The organism is Ruminococcus sp. (assembly GCF_016283395.1).
On sequence record NZ_JAEEMU010000053.1, the window covers coordinates 44,259 to 60,537 of the forward strand.

The 16,279-nt window shown below is 43.3% G+C and carries 16 protein-coding genes; 12 read left to right on the forward strand and 4 right to left on the reverse strand.

Annotation, left to right across the window (positions count from 1 at the left end; translation table 11 throughout):
- Positions 1-135: 135 nt before the first annotated feature.
- The 4 genes from pheT to pheS form a co-directional block, all read right to left on the reverse strand.
- The gene (gene pheT / locus QZZ41_RS13915) at positions 136-2,592 is read right to left on the reverse strand and encodes a phenylalanine--tRNA ligase subunit beta (protein ID WP_295073418.1); all 2,457 of its coding nucleotides are present in this window, start codon (positions 2,590-2,592) and stop codon (positions 136-138) included.
- A gap of 34 nt (positions 2,593-2,626) precedes the next feature.
- Positions 2,627-2,938: a hypothetical protein gene (locus QZZ41_RS13920; protein WP_295073421.1), complete on the reverse strand. Its 312-nt coding sequence runs from the start codon at positions 2,936-2,938 to the stop codon at positions 2,627-2,629.
- Positions 2,939-3,313: 375 nt separating this feature from the next.
- Positions 3,314-3,877, reverse strand: a complete 564-nt coding sequence (locus QZZ41_RS13925; protein WP_295073424.1) for a hypothetical protein — start codon at positions 3,875-3,877, stop codon at positions 3,314-3,316.
- Positions 3,878-3,879: 2 nt separating this feature from the next.
- Positions 3,880-4,908, reverse strand: a complete 1,029-nt coding sequence (gene pheS / locus QZZ41_RS13930) for a phenylalanine--tRNA ligase subunit alpha (RefSeq protein WP_295073427.1) — start codon at positions 4,906-4,908, stop codon at positions 3,880-3,882.
- A gap of 618 nt (positions 4,909-5,526) precedes the next feature.
- Here pheS and QZZ41_RS13935 point away from each other — a divergent pair.
- The 12 genes from QZZ41_RS13935 to QZZ41_RS13990 all read left to right on the forward strand — a co-directional run.
- The gene (locus QZZ41_RS13935; protein ID WP_295073430.1) at positions 5,527-6,054 is read left to right on the forward strand and encodes a hypothetical protein; all 528 of its coding nucleotides are present in this window, start codon (positions 5,527-5,529) and stop codon (positions 6,052-6,054) included.
- Between the two features lie 11 nt (positions 6,055-6,065).
- Entirely contained in the window at positions 6,066-7,775 is a 1,710-nt protein-coding gene (locus tag QZZ41_RS13940; protein WP_295073433.1) for a hypothetical protein, read from the forward strand.
- 33 nt (positions 7,776-7,808) lie between these two features.
- Positions 7,809-9,515, forward strand: a complete 1,707-nt coding sequence (locus QZZ41_RS13945; RefSeq protein WP_295073436.1) for an NAD(P)H-hydrate dehydratase — start codon at positions 7,809-7,811, stop codon at positions 9,513-9,515.
- A gap of 52 nt (positions 9,516-9,567) precedes the next feature.
- Positions 9,568-10,185 (forward strand): hypothetical protein, encoded by a 618-nt coding sequence (locus tag QZZ41_RS13950; protein WP_295073439.1) that lies wholly within the window; start codon positions 9,568-9,570, stop codon positions 10,183-10,185.
- A gap of 125 nt (positions 10,186-10,310) precedes the next feature.
- Positions 10,311-11,408 (forward strand): DUF3810 domain-containing protein, encoded by a 1,098-nt coding sequence (locus QZZ41_RS13955; protein ID WP_295073442.1) that lies wholly within the window; start codon positions 10,311-10,313, stop codon positions 11,406-11,408.
- A 30-nt stretch (positions 11,409-11,438) separates the two neighbouring features.
- Positions 11,439-12,593: a hypothetical protein gene (locus QZZ41_RS13960; RefSeq protein WP_295073445.1), complete on the forward strand. Its 1,155-nt coding sequence runs from the start codon at positions 11,439-11,441 to the stop codon at positions 12,591-12,593.
- A 3-nt stretch (positions 12,594-12,596) separates the two neighbouring features.
- Entirely contained in the window at positions 12,597-13,751 is a 1,155-nt protein-coding gene (locus tag QZZ41_RS13965) for a hypothetical protein (protein ID WP_295073448.1), read from the forward strand.
- A 67-nt stretch (positions 13,752-13,818) separates the two neighbouring features.
- Entirely contained in the window at positions 13,819-14,097 is a 279-nt protein-coding gene (gene yabP / locus QZZ41_RS13970; RefSeq protein WP_072950660.1) for a sporulation protein YabP, read from the forward strand.
- Positions 14,094-14,639 carry a spore cortex biosynthesis protein YabQ gene (yabQ, locus tag QZZ41_RS13975; protein WP_295073453.1) on the forward strand — a complete coding sequence of 182 codons (546 nt, stop codon included), beginning with the start codon at positions 14,094-14,096 and terminating at the stop codon, positions 14,637-14,639. The genes yabP and yabQ overlap by 4 nt, the downstream gene beginning before the upstream one ends.
- The gene (locus tag QZZ41_RS13980) at positions 14,629-14,931 is read left to right on the forward strand and encodes a hypothetical protein (protein WP_074718051.1); all 303 of its coding nucleotides are present in this window, start codon (positions 14,629-14,631) and stop codon (positions 14,929-14,931) included. Before yabQ ends, QZZ41_RS13980 begins: the two co-directional genes overlap by 11 nt.
- Positions 14,932-14,976: 45 nt before the next feature.
- Positions 14,977-15,516 carry a S1 RNA-binding domain-containing protein gene (locus tag QZZ41_RS13985; protein ID WP_295073458.1) on the forward strand — a complete coding sequence of 180 codons (540 nt, stop codon included), beginning with the start codon at positions 14,977-14,979 and terminating at the stop codon, positions 15,514-15,516.
- 151 nt (positions 15,517-15,667) lie between these two features.
- A partial coding sequence (locus tag QZZ41_RS13990) for a hypothetical protein (protein ID WP_295073461.1) occupies positions 15,668-16,279 on the forward strand: 612 nt, incomplete at its 3' end.

Consider the following 16,279-nt stretch of genomic DNA (forward strand, 5'->3'; position numbering starts at 1 on the left):
AAAGGCGGACTCGGTTGACCGAATCCGCCTTAAATTTTACATTACTGCGCTGTAAGCAAAGTAAAAGTAACGTTTTTGTTAAAAGTGAACGAGCTTGCGAGTGTCAACGTGGCATGGGTACAGCGTCACGCTGCCTTAGCCTCTGAGCTCTGCGCCGATAGCATTGAGAGCTTTCAGTACGCGCTTCATTGCTCCGTCAGCCTGCTCGTCTGTGAGTGTGCCTTCGTGTGAACGCATTGAGATAGAGTAAGCGATACTCTTCTTGCTGTTCTTCTTCATATCGTCGCTGCGGTATACATCGAAGAGAGTTACCTTTTCAAGTATCTTTCCTACTGCGCCCTTGATAGCCTTTTCAAGCTCTGCAACAGGCATATCCTCGTCAACAAGGAGACTGAGGTCACGGGTAGTAGCAGGGAACTTAGGCAGCGGCTGATATGTTATCTTGTCAGCAGCAGCTTCCATGAGCTCAGGGATATTGAGCTTTGCAACGTAGGTCTTTACGCCTATTTCATATGTCTCCTGTACATCAGGGTGAACCTCGCCCATGATACCGAGATATTTGCCGTCCTTGATGATAACTGCGCTTCTGCCGGGGTGGAGAGCGTACTTCTCATCGAATTCATCGCAGTCGTTTGCGCGGATATACTCAACATCAGCTATTTTAAGCTCAGCAAGGAGCTGTTCCACCATGCCCTTGAGGGTGTAGAAGTCAGCATCGCCGCCGTACATACCGATAGTGAGTCTCTGAGGCTCATCTGGAAGTGAGTAGTTGTACTTGTGCTTCTGCTTGCCGCTGTTAGCGAGAGTATCGCCGTTGATGAAAGGCTTCTCGACTTCGGCAGGGAGGTACTCCTTAGCTATCTCAAAGAGACAAGCCTTGTCGTTGCGGTTATTGTAGTTGAATGAGAGAACGTCCAGCATCGAAGGGATAGTAGATGTTCTCATAACGCTTGTGTCCTCACCGAGAGGATTTACTATCTTTACTACCTTGCGGAGCTTGCTGTCAGCAGGAAGCTTTATCTTGTCGAAATACTTAGGTGAAACGAATGAGTAGGTTGCTATCTCGTAGCCGCCCAGTGATACAGCAGCATTTCTCAGTGTACGTGCGAACTTCTGCTCCTCAGTGAATTCAGCTCTTGCTACGCCGCGGAAATCAGTTGAAGGGATATTGTTGTAGCCGTAGATACGAGCAACTTCCTCTGCGATATCAGCCTTGCAGCCGATGTCTATACGGAATGAAGGAGCTATTACCTTGCCGCTTTCTACCTTGAATTCAAGGCGTTCGAGGTACTTTATCATATCTGCCTCAGAGATATCTGTGCCGAGGAAATTATTTATCCACTCTGCACTGAAATCAACTGTTGCAGGAGTCTTGTCTGTGTAGTCGCGGTCGATGACTGTGTTGAGGACTTCACCTGCACCGAGCTCTTCAACAAGCTCAAATGCTCTCTTTAAGCAGGTCATGGAGATAAGTCTGTCAACGCCCTTTTCGTAACGAGCAGAAGCGTCAGACTTGAGACGGAGCTTCTTTGAAGTCTGTCTTACCTGTGTAGGCTCGAAGTATGCAGACTCGAATACAACTGTGGTTGTATCGTCCATGATACCGCTGTACTCGCCGCCCATGATACCTGCAACTGCTACAGGCTTCTTCTCGTCAGCGATAACGAGCATATCCTCTGTGAGTTCACGCTCAACGCCGTCAAGAGTCATTATCTTCTCGCCGTTCTTAGCGTTGCGGACATTGATATGAGCTCCCTCAACGTAGCGGAGGTCGAAAGCGTGCATAGGCTGACCGTATTCAAGCATAACGTAGTTTGTGATATCAACGAAATTATTGATAGGACGAACGCCGCTTGCACGGAGTCTCTCTCTCATCCAGCGAGGTGAAGGACCGATCTTTACATTCTTTACGATACCTGCGCAGTATCTCTGGCACTTTTCTGTGTTGATTATATCTACCTTGAGCATTGAGTTGATATCGCCGTCAACGCCCTTGAACTCGGGAGCTTTTACGTTCAGCTCTGTACCGTAGGTAGCAGCAGTCTCTCTTGCAAGACCGATAACGCTGAGACAGTCGGGACGGTTTGATGTTATCTCGAACTCTACGGAAGTATCGTCAAGACCGATAGCTGTGTGGATATCCTCGCCAAGCTTGCAGTCCTCTTCGATAACGAATACGCCCTCAGGATCAGCGTAAGGGAAGTCGTGAGCTGTAAGACCGAGAGTATCGAGTCCGCAGAACATACCGAAGCTCTCAACTCCGCGCATCTTGCACTTCTTTATCTTGCCCTCGGGGAGAACAGCTCCGTCAAGAGCAACGGGAACCAGGTCTCCTTCTTTTACGTTCTTAGCGTTTGTAACTATCTGTATAGGAGCTTCTGCGCCGATGTCCACCTGACATACGAACAGCGCGTCAGCATTTTCGTGAGGTCCCTTTGAGAGTATCTTACCAACTACTACGTTGGAGATATTGCTGCCCTCTTTTTCGTAGCACTCTACCTTTGAGCCGCTCATTGTGAGGGCATGGCAGAAATCCTTTATAGGCATATCGGCTTTTACGTAATCGCCGAGCCATTTCATAGATAAATTCATATCTTTTTTTCCTTTCATTTTATTGATGGCGGTATCATCGGAGATCGTCCGTACTGCCATATTGTGAACAAGCTTTCATAAGCTTTTTATAAGCTTCATCGCGTTCTTCTCTGTCCAAAAAATCCAGTGATTTTTCAGCAGAGCTGTGATCGTGACTGTTTATTCTGATATTTATCTTGTATTCGGGGATTTTGTTGTTTTCGTTATCTGTTTGATAAGTATCAAGCATTTTGACCTGATCGATGTCAGGTATTCTGATAAGCTCTGGCGTTGAAAAATCAATAACTGCGTCTTTATTCAGAAAGATAAAAGATGAATTTGAGATAAGTTCAGATTTTTCAAGCAAAGCGTCTGCGTCTTCATCACTTTCTATCGCCAGCTCCGTGAAAAACTTTTTTATTCTGTGTTTCTGCTTTATTAAGTTAACTGACAAAAAGGAGATAAATATCGCACAAAAAGAACATACTATAAGTCTGTGCCATATATTGCAGTCGTCAGCTTTAAAAATCATAGTTATCATTATGAGTGAGACCAGACAAGAAAAGGATAATACAATTTTTAATGCTTTATATTCTGCATATATATGCTTTTTAATTTGCTTATACATGGATTTACCTCTTGTCAACTGCTGTGTTTTTGAATAATACTGCATTTGTCATAGATAAATTCATATCTTTTTTCCTTTCGATTTATTTGAAATATCATCATACTTTTCGGGTATTCAGTTTTTGATGAACTGATTCAGCTGCTTCGATACCGCTCTGAATATCCTTCTGTTTTCCAGGTTTGATTTTTTCTGACTGCAGAAGAGGCGGTTTCCTGTAAATTTTCTTATGCGCCATTTTTTGCCGTTTTTGCATTTTAACTCTATATAAGACCTATCAAATTTCCTACCTTTACGATACAAGATATATGGTATCGGGAGTACAGATCTGATATCGTCATATCTGACAGCCACTGGTATCTCAAAGCTGACGAAATACTCATTCAGAAAGAAATGGGTATCGTTGAATGATAACGAACATTTTTCAATCTGCTCTTCAATATCGGGGAGCTCTTCCTTTATCTTTTTCAGACGGCGGCTGTAAATAAAGAAATATAGCCAAGTGAGAAAAGCGATGAGCAGAAGTAGTCCCAATAAAAAGTATTCGAAAGACAGCATATCAAGATCTGCCCCAATAGTTTTGAGCTCGATTATCCAGGATACTATCAACAAAATGATAACAGAGAAAAGTATGATATTAGGCAAATAGCTTTTTTTCAGTGCCTTTCTGTAGCGTTCCATGCTCAGAACTGCTCTAAGAAACGCACATCGTTCTCATAGAGGAGACGGAGATCGTTGATATCGTAGCGTCCCATTACCATACGCTCCAGACCGAGACCGAATGCGAAGCCTGAATACTCCTCGGGGTCGATACCGCAGTTCTCAAGCACCTTCGGGTGAACCATACCTGCGCCGAGAAGCTCGATATAGCCCTCGTCCTTACACATTGAACAGCCCTTTCCGCCGCAGTTGAAGCAGCTTATATCTACCTCACAGCTTGGCTCTGTGAACGGGAAGTGGTGAGGACGGAAACGGAGCTTGCAGTCGTTGCCGTAGAGCTTCTTCATAAGCATTTCGAGAGTGCCCTTGAGGTCGCTCATTGTGATGCCCTTGTCAACTACGAGTCCCTCTATCTGATGGAAGAGAGGAGAGTGAGTAGCGTCAACAGCGTCCGAACGAAATACTCGTCCCGGTGAGATGATACGGATAGGGGGCTTCTGGTTCTCCATTACGTGTACCTGTACGGAAGAAGTCTGTGTACGAAGAAGTACAGAATCGTTTGTTCCCTCGATGTAGAATGTATCCTGAGTATCTCTTGCGGGGTGATCTGGAGGAAGATTAAGAGCCTCGAACACGTGGTAATCGTCATCGATCTCGGGACCGTCAGCGATATTGAAGCCCATACCGATGAATATTTCTCTTATCTCGTTTTCCACCTTAGTGAGTGGGTGGAGCTTTCCGAAAGGAGCGTGTTTGCCGGGGAGAGTAATGTCGATCTTCTCCTCAGCCAGCTTTGCAGCCTGTGCGTTTGCTTTCAGTGAAGAAAGCTTAGTGTTCAGAGCTTCTTCGATATCTGCTCTTACCTTGTTTGCGAGCTGACCGATAACAGGTCTTTCTTCTGCGGAGAGCTTACCCATCTGTTTGAGGATAGCTGTGAGCTCACCTTTTTTTCCGAGGAACTTTATCCTCAGGTCGTCCAGTGCCTTGATCTCAGTGCAGGCATCAAGCTCCTGCTTAGCCAGAGCTTCGATCTTTTCAAGCTGTTCTTTCATTGTTTCACCTCAAATAATTAATGCTTAATTCTTAATGCATAATGCATAATTGTTGTGTCCGCTTCGTGGACGGATCAAAAAAATAATATAAACTTTATGACCATTGCCTGTGCGCTATGTTTTGAGTATTTCTGCACAATGTCGGGGCAATCACAAATAATTATGAATTATGCATTCTTAATTATGAATTAAAAAAAGCCCTGTCCAACAGGACAAGACTTACCTTGCTTTTATACCACCCATTGTCAGGAGAGCCGACACTCTCTTGTCTTTAACGCAGACCTACGTCTCAGCCTACTACGCGGTATCTCTATCGCGCTTCCGCTTTGCCCCTCGTGAGTGAACTTCGGTATGTAAAGCAGCAGGACGCTCGCACCTTTTCGTCCTTCTCTGATGAAGCTTATGCACACTTACTCTCTCAGTCAACGGGTTATAACATAATTATATACGCTGTTTTGAAAAAAATCAAGGCTTTTTTCAAAAAAATCCCGAGTAACAGCAAACTTGTGAAAAAAAGATGAAGCATTTGAAAAAAAAGATATGATTTATTGCATTCTGACTAAAAATGTGTTATTATTAATTTGTATCACTTTAAAATTATTGAATGGAGATAATATAATGGATAATTTTGCAGAACAGCTCGTAAAAAAGAACGAAACAAAGTCAGACAAGACCAGAAGAATAATGTTTCTTGTTGTAGGCGGCTTGTTCACTTTGTCGATCTTGACTCTTTCCCTGCTTCAGATAAGAAATCCTATCATATCTGTTCTGGGTTTTTTCCTTGCGGCAGCAGCAGGCTACGGAACTTATAATTTCTTTCAGAATACGTACGTTGAGTATGAGTATTCTTTCACCAACGGCGAACTTGATGTTGACAAGATAATTGCCAAGAAGAAAAGACGTGAGATGCTTTCGACCAATGTCAGACAGTTCACTGCATTCGGAAAATACAGCGATGACATTGAAGAGACAGATGATATGACAATAGTATTCGCAACGGATAATATTGCTTCCCATGAATACTATGCGGATTTCACTGACGAGTCTGTCGGTTCGGCAAGGCTGGTATTTTCACCCGATGAGAGAATGCTTGAGAATATCACAAAATTCCTGCCTGCAAAGCTCAGAACTAAGCTTTCCGATTGAAAGGAGCTTAAATGGAGAATAAAAAGGAAAAGAAAAGCTTACTTTCAGGTCTGACGGTTCTTATTATTTACATAAGCGGACTTATATTTGTAAGCTGTTTCCATGAACCGTGGTTTGATGAGTCGCAGGCGTGGCTGATAGCAAGATGTGCTTCATTCAAGGAGCTTTTTACCTATGTCCCTCATTATGAGGGACATCCGCCGCTGTGGCATCTGATACTTTCGGTATTTGCGAAGAACGGAGCTCCCTTTGACCTTACGATAAAGGCGATAAATATAACGTTCAGTGCTGCGGCAATGGCTCTTCTCATATTCCGTTCGCCGTTCCCGAAAGCGGTAAGATATATCCTGCCTTTTACCTATTTCTTTTTTTATCATTACGGAGTATACTGCCGACCATATTCAATGACCATGCTTGCGTTCATGCTTGCTGCAATAACTTATAAAGAACGTAACTCAAAGCCGTGGAGGTATATTTTTTCGCTTATCTTCCTGTGCCTTACATCAGCTTACGGTATCATGTTGGCAGGCGGACTCTGTCTTGTGTGGACCTTTGAGATAATATCAGAGCTCCATAAAAATAAAAAGATCTTTCTTTTCTGGAAAGACAAGCGTTTTTATTCCCTTTGCTTTATCCTTTTGACAGCAGTAATGCTTCTCATTATGATAATTCCTGCGGATGACTGCTATTACGGAGGCGTGGATAACGGAGGAAGTATCTTAGAGATACTGACGAGAATAAGGGATTATGGTACTGTCATTATACTTCCTTTTGAAAGTTGGAGCGGAGTGTTGTTTGGCATAAACGGTGAAAAAGACTATACTTCCATATTTATTGCAGAAGCCGTGATCGGGTTACTGATCTGGACTGCACTTATTTTAATAACACGAAAGAACAGAAAGTTCTTTACATTCTTTGTTCCGTATATAATAATGGCTGTATTTATGGCATTTCATTATATGTCGGCACATCATATAGGTATAAGCGGACTTTTCCATGTGTTTGTTTTCTGGATAATGGCAGAGCAGGAGGGCGGAATACAGCTGCCTGAGTCATTTATAAAAATAAAGAACAGTTTCGGTTCTCCATTTATACGCAAATTCATTTTGAGCGTAGGCGTTATTATATGTCTCATGCCTGTAGTGTACAGCATAGGTGCTTCTTACATGGATATAAAAGGAGAATGCGGAACAAGCAAGTATGCTGAGATAATAAAGGAAAACCACCTTGAAGACAGGAAAATAATGGCTCAATGGACCGTTACATACGATAAAGGCAGTGATAATGTCTTTAAAGTGCTTGAGATCCCTTCCGAACACGGAAAGATAGAAAGCAACAGCACATATCTCATGGGCGATCCTGCTATGATACAGCCGTATTTTGACAGAAATATATTTATGAATTTCAATGTTGACTGTCCTGATGACTTGTATATGCACTATAAGTATAAAGAAGACGTTGATGCTGTATTTGCAAGCTGGAGGGAGAAGGGGCTTCCCGATTTTATACTTGATTATTGTCCTATTGATGAGGTATATGACGAGGAAACACTTGAGGGCGTAAAATACCTTCCTATTTATGAGATTCAATTTAATGTATTTTATAAGCTTGATTTCAATAATTATTATGAGCGTTTATACATACGCGAGGATCTTCTCGGCGAATATCCTCAGTTCAAATGGATAGACGATCAAAGGGGAAATATCTACGAAAGAAAATGATTTTATCTTAATATCTGAGATGGAGGAATGGATATGCAGATCGTAACACCGAAGCAAATGGGGAGACTTGAGGAGCGTTCCGAGAAGCTGGGGGTATCAAAAAGGCAGCTCATGGAGAACGCAGGAAGAAAGCTTGCAGAGCTTATTGACGGCTACTGCCGCAATGAAGCGAAGCTGAGTCCCGAGGAATGTTCGGTAGTATTTCTTGCAGGTACGGGAAATAACGGCGGCGACTGTTTTGCTGCGGCTGATATTCTTCTGTATAAGGGGTATAAGCTGACTATCATACACATAGGCGGACTGCCGAAAACTCCTCTTGCTCAGGAAATGATGAGCAGACTGCCCAGAGAAAAGATAAGCTTTATCGAAGGCTTCCGCAGCGGCAACGTGGAAGCTGCTATAGAAGCGGCAGAACTGGACTATATGACAATACAGCCGAGAAAGCCCGATCCATCTGACGATAAAAATGAGCATAATCCTCTTGATGATATACTCAATGCCGAGAAGAAGCGCATGGGGCTCATAAAGGGGGCTGTTGTAGGTGCGCAGGTGCTTGTTGACGGAGTTTTCGGCACAGGCTTCCACGGAGATCTTGACAAGGATATAATGGGTATTTTCGGCATAGGAACTGCGGCTTACAGGATAGCTGTTGATGTACCCAGCGGCGGGAACAGTGCGTCGGGTACGATATCTGCCGGTATCTTCAAGGCAGACGAGACTATGACCTTCGGATTTATAAAATCGGGTATGTCTCAGTTCCCGTTGAAGAAATACTGCGGAAAAATCACTATCGCAGATATAGGTATACCCAAAGAAGCACTGAAAATACTTGAGGGCGAGCGCGAATATTTCAGGATAGAGCGTAATTTCCTTGCTGCATATCCTCAGAAAAGGGAGAGAGATGCTCATAAGGGCTGCTTCGGAACAGTTCTCGTTATCGCAGGAAGCTCTTCCATGCGCGGTGCAGCGGCTTTTGCTGCACTTGGCGCACTTCGCAGCGGAGCGGGACTGGTAAGAGTGGCTTCTGTTGAAAAGTGCATAGATACTGTATCTGTGCTTGCTCCCGAGGCTACATTTATCGAGCTTGACAGCGATGATTACGGATTTATGCTGTATGACAGCAGCTGTGAGCCGTTGTCAGCGGCTATGAAAAAGGCTACAGCCATAGTTATTGGCTGCGGAATGGGCGTGACTCCCGATACCATAGAGCTTACGAAATTTGTGGTGCAAAATGCGGAGTGTCCTGTAATAATAGACGCTGATGGAATAAATTGCATAGCAAAGGACATAGATATTTTAATGAAGAAGCGTACAGACATCATTATAACTCCTCATGTGGGAGAGATGGCAAGGCTTCTCAGCTGCGATACGCAGATGATATCCGAGAACAGACTGCTAGCTGCGGAAAAATATGCAGAGCAGTACGGTATCACCGTAGTGCTCAAAGGCGGCGGAACTGTTGTGGCTGACAGCCGTTACACGGCGGCAAATCATACAGGCAATGCAGGTATGAGCGTTGGCGGCAGCGGCGATGTTCTTGCAGGTATAATCGGCTCTGCTGTCGCACAGGGATGCGGCATTTTTGACGGTGCCTGTGCAGGTGTGTATATGCACGGACTTGCAGGTGATATCGCGGCACAGAAGCTGAGTATGGAAGCAATGCTGCCGAGAGATATAATCGGCAATCTTCCCGATGCATTCGGTATACTAAAGGAAAAGAAGAAAAATATGACCGTATAACTACGGCAGGATGTGAAAATGTATTTTCATTACTATGAACGGAGCTGGTATTATGAAAAGAGTTTTTACATTCGTATCAACATTGGCGGTGGTGCTGTGCCTGACAGCCTGTGCAGTACCCGTTGGCAGTAAGAGTTCGCGGAAGAACGGGCTTTCAAGTCCATTTTCTGCATCTGTCAGCATTACTCTTGACCGCCTTGAAGCTGAGGGCAGTATCAAACGCTTCGGCGAGGGCGTGTGGGAGATAGAGTTCTCCGAACCCAATACTCTCAGCGGCGTAAAGCTGGAATTCAGCGAGGGAAATGTCATAGCTTCATACAAGGGGCTGACGTTTTCTGTTCCCCAGTCGGCTGTGCCCGTAAAGGCAATGATGCTCAATCTTATGAAGGCAGTTGACGAAAACGCCAAGACGGAAGAACTCAGCGGCAAAGAGGACGGCGATATGCTGAAAATAGAGGGTACTCTTGACGGCGGAGATTACACTCTTACCGTTGACAAGGACGGTCTGCTCAGTGGGTTCGATATGCCAAACAATAAGCTTACCATGAGATTTACCGAGATGAAAACTGCGGAGATAACATTGGAGCAGGTGACTTCCGAAACAGTTACCACTTCTGCTTCTGTGACATCATCGACCGATGTTCAGACAACGGTAACTACAACTGCATAAAGTTTGCGCGGACAGCTTTTGCTGTCCGCTTCTTGTTATGAAAAAAATGCCTGTTGATTATTTTAATGAATTATGGTATAATTAGGTTGATTTCAAATATTTCCGTATGGAAAAGGGGGAGAATGATGAAAAAAAGATACAGTATACCGCTTATTATCATAGCGGTCATGGTACTTCTGAATGTTATTTCTCGTTTCAGTACGGCTTTTTCGGATTTTTACGTGGAAAACATATTCCATTACATATCGGCGGCTGTTTCATTCGTTACGGGAGTATTTCCGTTTTCACTTGGGGAAATGCTGACGGTTGCGGCTGTAGTTCTTGTAATTATCGGTATACCGCTTTTTCTTCTGCTCCTCATTTTCAGAAAGGGCAAACGCAAAAAAACTGCCGCATTTGCTGGTACACTTGTTTTGTGGATACTCTGCTATATTACCACCACTGAGACTATGAACTGCTTCATAATGTATCAGTGCACTCCTCTTGCGGAGAAATGCTTTCCCGATGCACACGAGCATACAAACGAGGAGCTTACTCAGCTTTATGGTGCATTTATAAAGAAATGCAACGAACTCTCAAAGCAGGTGCAGCGAGATGAGAACGGCTGCTTTAAGCTTACCTGCGACTTTCAGAAAGAAGCAAAAAAAGCTATGAAAAATGCTGCGGACAAGCTTTCACCGCAGCTCAGAGGCTATTATCCCGATGCAAAGCCTATTGAATTTTCGTACTTTATGAGCCAGTCTCATCTTACGGGAATATATCTGCCTTACACTATTGAAGCCAATTACAACGATGATATGATAAGAGCCAATCTTCCGTCAACGGTCTGCCATGAGCTTGCTCATCTGAAAGGCTTTATACAGGAGGACGAAGCCAATTTTATATCATTTGTAGCTACAACACAGAGCGATAATGTGGAGTTTCAGTATTCCGGCTATCTTGATGCCCTTGAATATGTACATAATACTGTCTGGGACAACGACGTGGAGGAAGCTTATCCGCTTTCTGACGAGATATGCGAAGAAGTTCTCATGGACTGGTTCAGGTTCATGCCCGAGAATTACTGGGAAGAAAATGCAGATAAGGAAGTTATCTCCACTGAGACTGTCAGTGAGGCTTCAAGTGCGGCAATTGATACGAATATAAAGATGAACGGAAGAGATGAAGGCATAAAGGCTTATTCTATGGTAGTTGACCTTTTGCTCGATTACTATTTCCCGTAAAAGCAGTGAATATCCAAAAGGAGAATTATAATGAAAAGGATAATTGCAGGCATTTTAGCAATGACAGCGGTAATGGGCATACTTACAGGCTGCGGAAAGGACGCTGCCGATGATGCGGAAGAGAACACAACAGTTGAAACAACTGCCGTTTCCGAAGAAGATACCACTACCGCAGAAGAGGAAACTACCGTAGAAAAAACAGAAGCTGACGTCAGCGATGTTTCTTGCGAAGATGTTATATATGAATTTATTGACGCTTACAATGCGCAGGATTATAAGAAAACATTTGAAATGCAGATGCCTGACGATATTATGAAGGTCATTGATTTTTCTGTGAAATATGATGAAAAAGAAAAGCGTAATGCCGATGAGATAATCAGGGAGTCTCAGCGTAAATTATACGGCAATGCTGATGATGAGCACATAGAGGTAAAGATCAAAAACATCATTGAAAAGGAACCTATGACAGATAAAGAACTTCTGGATCTGAAATATTCTTTTGGTATGTATGCATGGATGATAAAATTTGTCGATGAAAAAGGGAATGATCCTGATTTTGATAATGATAGCTTTGAAGAAGAAATTACAAATACAAATATCAATGATTTCCTGGAGCTGTCTGACATATCCGACGGTTACCGCGTTGAGATGGAGCTTGAAAACGAAAAAACAGGATACACTTATGAAGGAAATATTTATGTTATGAACTATAAGGGCAAATGGAAGATAAACGCCAAATATATCCTTGGTTCTAACATGATCAATTCGCTGAAACCCCTTGAAGGATTTGCAAGAAGCATATATAATGCACAAAACAGTGCAATTGTCGAAATGGACGAAGAGTGCGCAGGTATAGGCTGGAAGGACTGCTTTATAATATGTTCTGATGAAAGTAAGGATTATAATGTCCCTGATGAATTTGAAAGGGATATCTTTATGAAAAAGATTAGGCGGTATTTTGATGCTATAGATAAGACAGAGTGGTTTTCTGTTATATACAATGGTATTTCGCATACGGTTGCATATGTCAAGGATAAGCCCGAGACTATAGAGACCTTCCCTGACTTAAAATATGATAAAGAAGAAATTATCAGTGCAATGGGCGAAAAGATATCTGATGATATGTCATTTGATGAAAGATACAATATCTGTGTCGATGTAATAAAAAATAAAACGGAGGAATAAAAAATGAAAAAAGTAATTGCAGGAATTATCGCATTAACAACAGTAATATGTACATTTACAGGCTGCGGAAAGGACGCTGCTGATGATGCGGCAGGTACTTCGGCAAGTACAGCGGCAGAAACAACTGCTGCACAGGAGAAAACAACAGATGAAGAAGAGACTTCTGCTGCATCTGCAGAAACAGGCACATATGAAGATGCTGTCAAGGCGTTTATCGAGGCATTTTTAGCAAATGACCGTCAGAAAACTCTCGAAATGCAGTACCCTGACGGTATAATGGATTTCGTCAAGGTATTTATGAGATCAGAAGAAAGTGAAGAATGGACCGAGGAAGATGTCATATCATTGTTGCAGTATGGTATGTATGATGATTTTGATGAAGACGAAAAAGTCACATTCAAGGGTATCATCAGTGCCGAGCCATTGAGAAGCAATGAAGAAAGTGAAATAAAAGAAGCGTTCTCCACTGTAAAATGGGCAATTAACTACATAAATGAACATGGCGGACCTGATAAGGCAGACCCTGATGAACTTGATGAGGAGTGGGAGAATCTGGATTATGACGAGTACCCATGCGAAGTCGATATCGAAGAGGGCTATTATGTTACCTTTGAAATTGAAGACGATGAAAGCGAGACTAATGAGGGAACTCTTTATGCTGTACGTATTAAGGGGGAAAACGGCTGGAAGATCAGTATTGGTGATATACATGGCAATGTTAAAGCAAACAGAAAAGACTCACTGAATTCCACAGCTTCATCTTTAGACAAAGCTCTGAATACTGCACTTGTGGAGATGGACGAAGAGGGAAAGCTGACTTCATCTGACAAAATGTTTATTGTCAGCTCAGATGACAGCATGAATTATAATGTTCCCGATGATTTTGATGTGGAATTCCTCAGAAAAAGAGCTCGGAATTATTTTGAAATGATCGATGAACTTGAGTGGTTTGCTGTGATAAATAAAGGATACGTTGAGTATGTTGCTGCTGTTTATCCTGATGATCAGCAGTATGTAGGTACATATCCTCCTAATAGCATCATGAATAAGGCCGAACCTGCTGAAGCTTACTCTGATAATACAAAAAAAGACGAAAAAGCAGATGAGAGAACATTGCAAGAGCTTTATGATATCTGTGTTGAAGTCATCGGAAAATAACACGATAAGCATATAAAAGTATACCTCCGAATATACTTGAAATATCAAGTGTTTCGGAGGTATGACCATGCAGGACAAGACTGTAAAGCAGAATCAGAACATAATACTCGAAAACCGTAAAAGCCTGAGTATATCAGGCATAACAGATGTTGACAGCTTTGATGAAAAGGAGATAAGCTTGTATACTCAGCTGGGTGAGCTGACTATACAGGGGCGGGAACTGCACATAGACTCTATGAGTGTTGAAACAGGTGATATGACCATAACGGGCGACATATGGGCCATGATCTATGGCGACAGGGACAGGAAAGGTCCTTTATCCGCACTTGGAAGGCTGTTCCGATGAAAATGGCTGAGACATTCTTCACTGTCAGTGAGGAACTGCGCCTTTTCGGACTTTCCTGCCTTATGGGAGTTATAGTCGGAGCGGCTTACGATGTGCTGAGAGTTTTCAGGATAATAACGCCTCATAACGGCTTCCTTACCGCAGCCGAGGATATTTTTTTCTTCATGCTTTATGCTGTTTCGCTAACAGCCTTTTCCGAAGCTGCCGCAAGGAGCGAGATGAGAATGTATTTCGTCATAGGCAATGCTGTAGGATACGCGCTGTATTATGTTACCATAGGCAGCGTAGTTATGCGGACTATACGCAAGCTGTTCACGCTTATCGGAGCTCTGTTTAAGCTGATTTTCAGACCTTTAAAGCCTTGCCGTGCATTTTTACGTAAAAAAGCAACTGCTGAATTTGTAAGAAATTCCAAAATTATTGTTAAACCTATTAAAAAAATAAAAATAGTCTTGCTAAACAGGCGGCATCTGTTGTATAATAAAATGGAAAATACAAAAGGGAAAGAACGTGAAAAGCGTGTCGAAGAAAATGAGACATGAAAAGGAAAAAAAGAAAGGTCTGTTCAACCGCGGACTTGTAAAACTTGCAGCATTTGCAGTAATAATCGGCTGCGGTGTTCTTATTGCATCAACTCAGAAAGACTGCGCCGAAAAAGAGGAGCAGGTAAGGCTGATACAGACTAAAATAGATGATTATGAGACCGAAAATGCCGAGCTGCAGCGTGTTCTTGACAGTGATGACCTTAATGAGTATATGGAAAAGGTCGCACTTGAGGAAAGAGGCTATGCCTACCCTGACGAGCGCAGATTCTACGACACTACAAGGGATTAATAGGGCTTGCGGAGACAGGTCCATAAAAAGGAGTTATAAATAAATATGCAGCTGGAAATTGGTAAGATCTATAATGGCAAGGTCAAGGGCATCACACAGTACGGAGCTTTCGTGGATATCGAAGGCGGCGGTACAGGTATGGTGCATATTTCCGAAATCGCCAATACATACGTTAGTGACATAAGAGAGCATCTGTCGGAGGATCAGGAAGTAAAGGTCAAGGTCATCGGCATCAACGAAGCAGGAAAGGTAAGCCTTTCTATCAAGAAGGCTTCCGAGAACGGTGACTCTCAGCAGCGTCAGCGCCGTTTCGACAAAGGACAGGGCAAGTTCGATAAGGGCGGTGACAGAGGCGATAGGGGAGCCGATAAGGGTGACCGCAGTTTTGATAAAGGCGACAGAGGCGGCGATAAGGGCGAAAGAGCTCAGCGCAGCAAGCCTGTTGTATGGGAGCCTAAAAAGCAGATCCCGCCTTCTGAAATGACATTTGAGGATATGATGTCACGCTTCAAGCAGACAAGTGAAGAGCGTATGTGTGACCTCAAGCGCAGTACCGACAGAAAAAACGGTACCAGAAGAAAGTAATACAGAGCCGTCCGTAAGGGCGGCTTTTTGCTGTCCTGCCGTCAATCCATGATCTGAACGGCTCACTGAAAACTTGCCGCTTATCACTCTTTACATCGGGCGAAAAAAGTGGTATAATAATATAGATTATCAATTATTGGCGGAGATTGTTATGATATTCAGTAAAAATCCCGAGCTTTCAGAAAAGCCCGACCATCTGCATTATCCCATATGCCGCGGAAGACTTGAGGCGATAAACAATATCAGTGCAAGGATACTGAAGTTTACCGTAGGTGCTGCTGTATTGCTGGCAGCGGTGTCTCTTCTCGGCGCACCTCTCCACGTTGTGGGGTGGCTGCCCATGATGTTCACCATGAAGGATATCGAATTCGGCATGGGCGGCGGCTTCTGTATCACGCAGGCGTGTATATCTCTGGTGCTCATAGTTTTTGCGGCAATGGGCTGCACTGAGCGCAAGATATTCGATGTTTTGTTATGCTTTGCCTATATGGCAATGCTGGTGAGCTCAATATTCATCCATCTCAGTGTATTTGACGCATTCACTTTCATTATCGGACTGGCAGGAACACTGTACAGTTTCGGCATACTGAAGGGATATGTTGACTTCAAGCAGCTCAGAAAGACTGAGGGCTATCCTATATTCAGCGTATCACTGGCGGAATACGACGACAGGAAGAAAAACAGTCCCGACGGCTATTACCGCGACCACTACGACGAGCTTGTACGTCAGAGACTGATGCAGCAGCGTCAGGGCTCACAGCCT

Excerpts from the sequence above, each read along its gene's own strand:
- pheT (WP_295073418.1), bottom strand. The coding sequence starts at position 2,592 with ATGAATTTATCTATGAAATGGCTCGGCGATTACGTAAAAGCCGATATG.
- QZZ41_RS13925 (WP_295073424.1), bottom strand. The coding sequence starts at position 3,877 with ATGGAACGCTACAGAAAGGCACTGAAAAAAAGCTATTTGCCTAATATC.
- pheS (WP_295073427.1), bottom strand. The coding sequence starts at position 4,908 with ATGAAAGAACAGCTTGAAAAGATCGAAGCTCTGGCTAAGCAGGAGCTT.
- QZZ41_RS13935 (WP_295073430.1), top strand. The coding sequence starts at position 5,527 with ATGGATAATTTTGCAGAACAGCTCGTAAAAAAGAACGAAACAAAGTCA.
- QZZ41_RS13940 (WP_295073433.1), top strand. The coding sequence starts at position 6,066 with ATGGAGAATAAAAAGGAAAAGAAAAGCTTACTTTCAGGTCTGACGGTT.
- QZZ41_RS13945 (WP_295073436.1), top strand. The coding sequence starts at position 7,809 with ATGCAGATCGTAACACCGAAGCAAATGGGGAGACTTGAGGAGCGTTCC.
- QZZ41_RS13950 (WP_295073439.1), top strand. The coding sequence starts at position 9,568 with ATGAAAAGAGTTTTTACATTCGTATCAACATTGGCGGTGGTGCTGTGC.
- QZZ41_RS13955 (WP_295073442.1), top strand. The coding sequence starts at position 10,311 with ATGAAAAAAAGATACAGTATACCGCTTATTATCATAGCGGTCATGGTA.
- QZZ41_RS13960 (WP_295073445.1), top strand. The coding sequence starts at position 11,439 with ATGAAAAGGATAATTGCAGGCATTTTAGCAATGACAGCGGTAATGGGC.
- QZZ41_RS13965 (WP_295073448.1), top strand. The coding sequence starts at position 12,597 with ATGAAAAAAGTAATTGCAGGAATTATCGCATTAACAACAGTAATATGT.
- yabP (WP_072950660.1), top strand. The coding sequence starts at position 13,819 with ATGCAGGACAAGACTGTAAAGCAGAATCAGAACATAATACTCGAAAAC.
- yabQ (WP_295073453.1), top strand. The coding sequence starts at position 14,094 with ATGAAAATGGCTGAGACATTCTTCACTGTCAGTGAGGAACTGCGCCTT.
- QZZ41_RS13980 (WP_074718051.1), top strand. The coding sequence starts at position 14,629 with ATGAGACATGAAAAGGAAAAAAAGAAAGGTCTGTTCAACCGCGGACTT.
- QZZ41_RS13985 (WP_295073458.1), top strand. The coding sequence starts at position 14,977 with ATGCAGCTGGAAATTGGTAAGATCTATAATGGCAAGGTCAAGGGCATC.